8 protein-coding genes are annotated in these 5,483 nt (G+C 64.7%); 2 read left to right on the top strand and 6 right to left on the bottom strand.

Going from position 1 to position 5,483, the window contains the following annotated elements:
- A partial coding sequence (locus tag AB3X43_RS16595) for a pilus assembly FimT family protein (protein ID WP_369430970.1) occupies positions 1-443 on the bottom strand: 443 nt, incomplete at its 3' end.
- A gap of 14 nt (positions 444-457) precedes the next feature.
- On the bottom strand, positions 458-949 hold the full coding sequence (locus AB3X43_RS16590) for a type IV pilin protein (protein WP_369430969.1): 492 nt from the start codon (positions 947-949) through the stop codon (positions 458-460).
- Positions 950-1,153: 204 nt separating this feature from the next.
- Here AB3X43_RS16590 and ettA point away from each other — a divergent pair, with 204 nt between their 5' ends.
- Both ettA and AB3X43_RS16580 read left to right on the top strand, forming a co-directional pair.
- Positions 1,154-2,818, top strand: coding sequence for an energy-dependent translational throttle protein EttA (gene ettA / locus AB3X43_RS16585; RefSeq protein WP_369430968.1), 1,665 nt, complete (start codon positions 1,154-1,156; stop codon positions 2,816-2,818).
- Positions 2,819-2,882: 64 nt separating this feature from the next.
- Complete coding sequence (locus AB3X43_RS16580; RefSeq protein WP_179635022.1) at positions 2,883-3,221, top strand: P-II family nitrogen regulator; 339 nt, start codon at positions 2,883-2,885, stop codon at positions 3,219-3,221.
- 6 nt (positions 3,222-3,227) lie between these two features.
- Here AB3X43_RS16580 and AB3X43_RS16575 read toward each other — a convergent pair whose 3' ends face one another.
- The 4 genes from AB3X43_RS16575 to AB3X43_RS16560 all read right to left on the bottom strand — a co-directional run.
- On the bottom strand, positions 3,228-3,608 hold the full coding sequence (locus tag AB3X43_RS16575; RefSeq protein WP_369430967.1) for a diacylglycerol kinase: 381 nt from the start codon (positions 3,606-3,608) through the stop codon (positions 3,228-3,230).
- A gap of 46 nt (positions 3,609-3,654) precedes the next feature.
- Complete coding sequence (locus AB3X43_RS16570; RefSeq protein ID WP_369430966.1) at positions 3,655-4,203, bottom strand: RDD family protein; 549 nt, start codon at positions 4,201-4,203, stop codon at positions 3,655-3,657.
- A gap of 17 nt (positions 4,204-4,220) precedes the next feature.
- Entirely contained in the window at positions 4,221-4,853 is a 633-nt protein-coding gene (locus tag AB3X43_RS16565; protein ID WP_369430965.1) for a DUF3106 domain-containing protein, read from the bottom strand.
- A 127-nt stretch (positions 4,854-4,980) separates the two neighbouring features.
- A partial coding sequence (locus tag AB3X43_RS16560; RefSeq protein WP_369430964.1) for a DUF3619 family protein occupies positions 4,981-5,483 on the bottom strand: 503 nt, incomplete at its 5' end.

Raw genomic sequence — 5,483 nt, 5'->3', positions numbered from 1 at the left:
ACCTGGGTCAAACTGGTGGTGTTCCTGCAGCTGGCGTCGCGCACTTCCACCTGGACACCGGCCGAGCCGTCGCCGCGGGCATGGCGCTCCATCAACCGCGTGCCGGTCGTGGTGCCCAGTGGCTGGCCGCACTGGCCTGCCGGGTTGTCCAGACTCACGACCCACGACGCCGAGGTGGCCGACAGGGCGCAGGAATTGTCCAGCGTGCCCGGCTGCGCGGCATTGGAGACGAGGGAGAACATGACCGGTTCGTTGCGCTGCACCGCGAGTGCCCGGGCGCGGCTCAGGCCGCTGCTGATCGACTCGGCCGCATTGCGGATCTGGATGTCCAGCATCCAGTCGCGCACCATTGGAGTGACCGCCAGCAGCAGCGTGGCCAGCACGGCCAGCGTCACCATCAGCTCGATCAGCGTGAAGCCACCCGTGCTCCGTGGGGGCGCCATCGTCACCTCCATGCTCAGCACTCCGAGCCGCGCTTGAGCCAGCAGGTCTTGCTGACCACGTCGCCCTTGAAGCGGGTGGTGCCCTGCTCACCCGCTTCGTTGAGTGTGTACTCATGGCCTTGGGTGTGCGGGCTGGTGCCGGTGGCGGTGAGCGTGTAGGCCTGGTTGCCATTGGTGCCGCTGAGCTTGCAGGCATAGCTGAACTTGGCTCCGCTGGTCGGCATGTCCGAGAAACTGATCTTGCCTTCGGCACAGGTGTTGGTGCCGTATTGGCGGTTGTCCTGGTAGTACTGCTCCATGGCCACACGCTGGCTCGACAGGGTGCTGAAGGCTTCCGGCAGCTCGCCACGGCGGAGGTAGTCGCTGTACGCCGGCAGGGCGATGGCCGCCAGGATGCCGATGATGGCCACGACCACCATCACCTCCAGGAGCGTGAAGCCACGCGCACGCGCGGTGTGCCAACTGGCAGCAGAAGCAGAAGCAGAAGCGGATGCGGGCAGGGCCATGTCGGCAGGCGACCGGGGAATCGCGCAAAAATGAAAGAGTGACCGATGCTAGGCGCCCTGTGTGGTCCCGTCACGCGGGCTGGCTGCCGTTGGTCGGCCGCAGCGGGCCGTTCGTCGGCTGGCTTGCAGCGGCTTCGCTGTACCGCATCTGCACGCTTGCGGCGACAATAGAAGATTGGCAACAGACAACCCACCAAGAACTCCATGGCCCAGTACGTTTTCACGATGAACCGCGTCGGCAAGATCGTGCCGCCCAAGCGGCAGATCCTCAAGGGCATCTCGCTGTCCTTCTTCCCGGGAGCCAAGATCGGCGTGCTCGGTCTGAACGGCTCGGGCAAGTCGACGCTGCTGAAGATCATGGCCGGCATCGACAAGGACATCGAAGGTGAAGCCACCCCGATGCCCGGTCTGAAGATCGGGTATCTGCCGCAGGAACCGCAGCTCAACCCGGACCAGACCGTGCGCGAGGCGGTCGAGGAAGGCATCGGCGGCGTGATCGCGGCCAAGAAGCGCCTCGACGAGGTCTATACCGCCTACGCCGACGAGAACGCCGATTTCGACGCGCTGGCTGCCGAGCAGGCCGAGCTGGAGGCGATCATCGCCGCCGCCGGCAGCGAGAACACCGATCTGCAGCTGGAAATCGCGGCCGACGCGCTGCGACTGTCGCCGTGGGATGCCGTGATCGGCAACCTGTCGGGCGGTGAAAAGCGCCGTGTGGCCCTGTGCCGCCTGCTGCTGTCCAAACCGGACATGCTGCTGCTCGACGAGCCCACCAACCACTTGGATGCCGAGTCGGTCGAGTGGCTGGAGCACTTCCTGCAGCGCTTCTCGGGCACCGTGGTGGCCATCACCCACGATCGCTACTTCCTCGACAACGCGGCCGAGTGGATCCTGGAACTCGACCGGGGCCAGGGCTTCCCGTACAAGGGCAACTACTCCGATTGGCTGGAAGGCAAGGGCAAGCGCCTGGAGCAGGAGCAGAAGACCGAAGACGCCCGTGCCCGCGCGATGAAGATCGAGCTGGAATGGGTGCGCAAGAATGCCAAGGGCCGCCAGGCCAAGAGCAAGGCGCGTCTGGCCCGCTTCGAGGAACTGAGCGACGTCGACTACCAGAAGCGCAACGAGACCAACGAGATCTTCATCCCGGTGGCCGAGCGTCTGGGCAACGAAGTGATCGAGTTCGAGGGCGTCACCAAGAGCTTCGGCGACCGCGTGCTGATCGACAACCTGAGCTTCAAGGTGCCGGCAGGGGCCATCGTCGGCATCATCGGCCCGAACGGCGCCGGCAAATCGACGCTGTTCCGCCTGATCCAGGGCGTCGAGAAGCCGGACACCGGCGATGTCAAGATCGGCAAGACCGCGCGCCTGGCCTTCGTGGACCAGAGCCGCCAGAGCCTGGACGACACCAAGACGGTGTGGCAGGACGTCTCCGGCGGTCTGGACAACATCGTGGTCGGCAAGTTCGTGATGCCCAGCCGCGCCTACATCGGCCGCTTCAACTTCAAGGGCAATGACCAGCAGAAGCTGGTCGGCAGCCTGTCGGGCGGTGAACGTGGCCGTCTGCACCTGGCCAAGACGCTGGCACAGGGCGGCAACGTGCTGATGCTGGACGAACCGTCGAACGATCTGGACGTCGAAACCCTGCGCGCGCTGGAAGAGGCGCTGCTGGAGTTCGCTGGCTCGGCCATGGTGATCTCTCACGATCGCTGGTTCCTGGACCGCATCTGCACGCACATCCTGGCGGCTGAAGGCGATTCGCAGTGGGTCTTCTTCGACGGCAACTACCAGGAGTACGAGGCCGACAAGAAGCGCCGCCTGGGCGAAGAGGGTGCACGTCCGAAGCGCTTCCGCTACAAGGCCCTCAAGTGAGGCGACCGCGAACTGGTGTTAAATTGATTCGCAACTTGACCCGCAACGCCCCCGGAGCACGCGCATGAAACAGATCACCGCCATCATCAAGCCTTTCAAGCTCGAAGAGGTCCGCGAGGCCCTTGCCGAAGTGGGGGTCACTGGCCTGACCGTCACTGAAGTCAAGGGATTCGGCCGCCAGAAGGGCCATACCGAGCTGTACCGCGGCGCCGAGTATGTGGTCGACTTCCTGCCGAAGGTGAAGATCGAGGTCGTCGTGAAAACGGTGGACGTCGACCGTTGTCTGGAGGCCATCGTCAAGGCGGCCAAGACCGGCAAGATCGGCGACGGCAAGATCTTCGTGACGCCAGTGGAGCAGGTCATCCGCATCCGCACCGGCGAAACTGACGAAGCGGCGGTCTGATCCCGTTCAGGCCGTGAACCGGTGCCACAGGGCGGCTGCCCAGATGGTGCCGGTCATCGCCAGTGCGAGGAAGACTGCGGCGCTGCCGAAATCCTTGGCCCGCTTGGCGAGTTCATGCAGCTCGAACGAAATCCGGTCGACCGTGGCTTCCACGGCTGAATTGAGCAGTTCGACAATGAGCACCATCACCACGCTGCCTGCGAGCAATGCGGTCTCGATCCAGGTTCGACCCAGCCAGAAAGCCAGCGGGAGCAGGATCGCGGCAAGCCAGGTTTCCTGGCGAAAAGCGCTTTCACCACGGTAGGCGCTACCAAGACCTTCGAGCGAGTAGCCTGCGGCGTGGCGGATGCGGTCTAGGCCGGTGCGGCCCTTGTGGGGATTGGACATGGTGGCGCGGATTGTGCCAGCGCCAACGCCTGTGTCTGGCCGCTGCTCAGCGGCGCCGTGGCGCTGGGCGCCAAGTGACAAGTCGTGTCTGGCAGAGGCGGTCGTGCAGAAACTGGCGGTCTGGCAGCCACCGCGTCAAGGCGGCGTAGACGATCACACCTGCCAGCAGGGACAGTGCGTATGCGCCGGAGCTGTGGAGCTTCAAGGTGGCTGCTACCCCCAGTGCGGGCAGAAACCACAGCCAGCTCATGACGTAGCGGGCCAGTGCATTCAGCCAGCTCAGTGGATGTCCGTCTCTCCGCACGATCCGGACATGCCAGGTTTTCATGGCGACGGTCTGACCACTGTGGGTCCAGAACCATGCGAAATACAGGCCGAGCATCCCGAACAGGAAGCCCTGCAGTTCCACCCGTCCCTGCAGTGCATGGCGTTGGTTGGTGAGGGTCGAAAACAGCAGGCCGCAAACCATCAGTACACCGAACAGAACCACCCCTTCATAGAGCATTGCCGCGAGTCGCCTGCGCAACCCGGGCGTGGGCAGCGTGGCTGGATCGGCATTTTCGGGGGTGTAGGGCAGAGCAGTCTGGGAAGCCATCAGGACATCTTGCGGGGTCAGGGAGTGTCGGGTCGTGTGGCGGGCGTTGCGCCTGCACCTTGCGGACCGCGCTGGGGCAGCAGGGTTTCGCTTTGGATGAACTCCGGTGTGCCGGAGATCTTGGGCATGCCGCTCTGTTGGTGGCGTGGCGGGGTGGGCAGCTTGCTGATGGGCCGGGTGCTGGCACCGACACCGGCTTGAACGGTACCGGGTGCGACTGACAGCGGTTTCACCGCCTGGGGTGTGACCCCGGTATTCGATTGGGGCTGTACGCTGCCTGCTGCCAAGGTCTTGCGTGCGGCCGCAGAGATCTGCGCCGCCGACGCGGCGAGTGGTCGGTTGCCAGCCTGGGTGACCAGTGCCTGGCGTTCCTCCGCAGGCAAGCTCTGGTACGCTTCCCAGCGTGTCTGGCGCTCGGTGGCGGGTACCTTGCGGAGTTCTTCGAAATTGATGCGCGCCGCATTGCGTTGTGCCGGACTCATGGTGGCCCATTCGACCATGCGCTCGTGCAGGCGTTCCTGCTGCACAACCGGGAGACTGGCGTAGCGGTTGGCGACATCCCGCCACTTCTGCTTGCGCAGGCTGTCGATCCCGTTCCACTGGCTCTGCAGTGGCTGAAGCGCCTGATGTTCGCTGGCGCTGAGTTCCACCCACGATGGCCCCGACGGACCTGCAGGCAGACTCTGTGCGGTGACCTGCATCGAGAACGCCAGTGCCAGGGCGGCCAGCCTCCAGCTCGTTCCGGACTGCGCCCGCACCGTTTGAAACACCATGGAATCAGCTCCCCGCAGATGCGAGCAGGCCGGAGGTTGCTTCCGCCGGTGCCATGGTCGACACCGATGCTTCGGGCGGTTGGCGCAGGAATTCGCTGAACCCCTCATCCAGATAGGCTGCTGGAGGGAGGTCATCGCCCAGAAGCTCCGTGTCGATCTGTGCTGCACGCGAGATCTGCTCCCGGGACTCCCATTCACCGAGACCTGCCAGACCAAGCGCCAGCACCAGTGTCGGCACCAGCCATCCCAGACGGCTCCACCAGACCGATTCACCCGGACCGCCCATGCGTCCGAGGGTCGCCGTGCCGGTGCGTGCATCAATGCCGACGATCGAGATGCCTGGTGCCGCCTCGGCCTGCGGGCGTTTGTTCGCGACAGCTTGATGATGGCGAGCTTGCGCCAGCGCCTGCATGCGTGCCACACGCAATCGCTCGCCAATGTCGTGTGGCAGCGATTGGGCGCCAACTTCGAGACGGGCGGTCAAGCGCAACGCGAAGCGTGCCTCCA

Origin of the sequence: Sphaerotilus sp. (assembly GCF_041083715.1) — a bacterium.
Classification (GTDB): Bacteria; Pseudomonadota; Gammaproteobacteria; order Burkholderiales; family Burkholderiaceae_C; genus Sphaerotilus.
The sequence above is the reverse complement of the archived record's forward strand: the minus strand, read 5'-3'. Positions and strand labels throughout refer to the sequence as shown.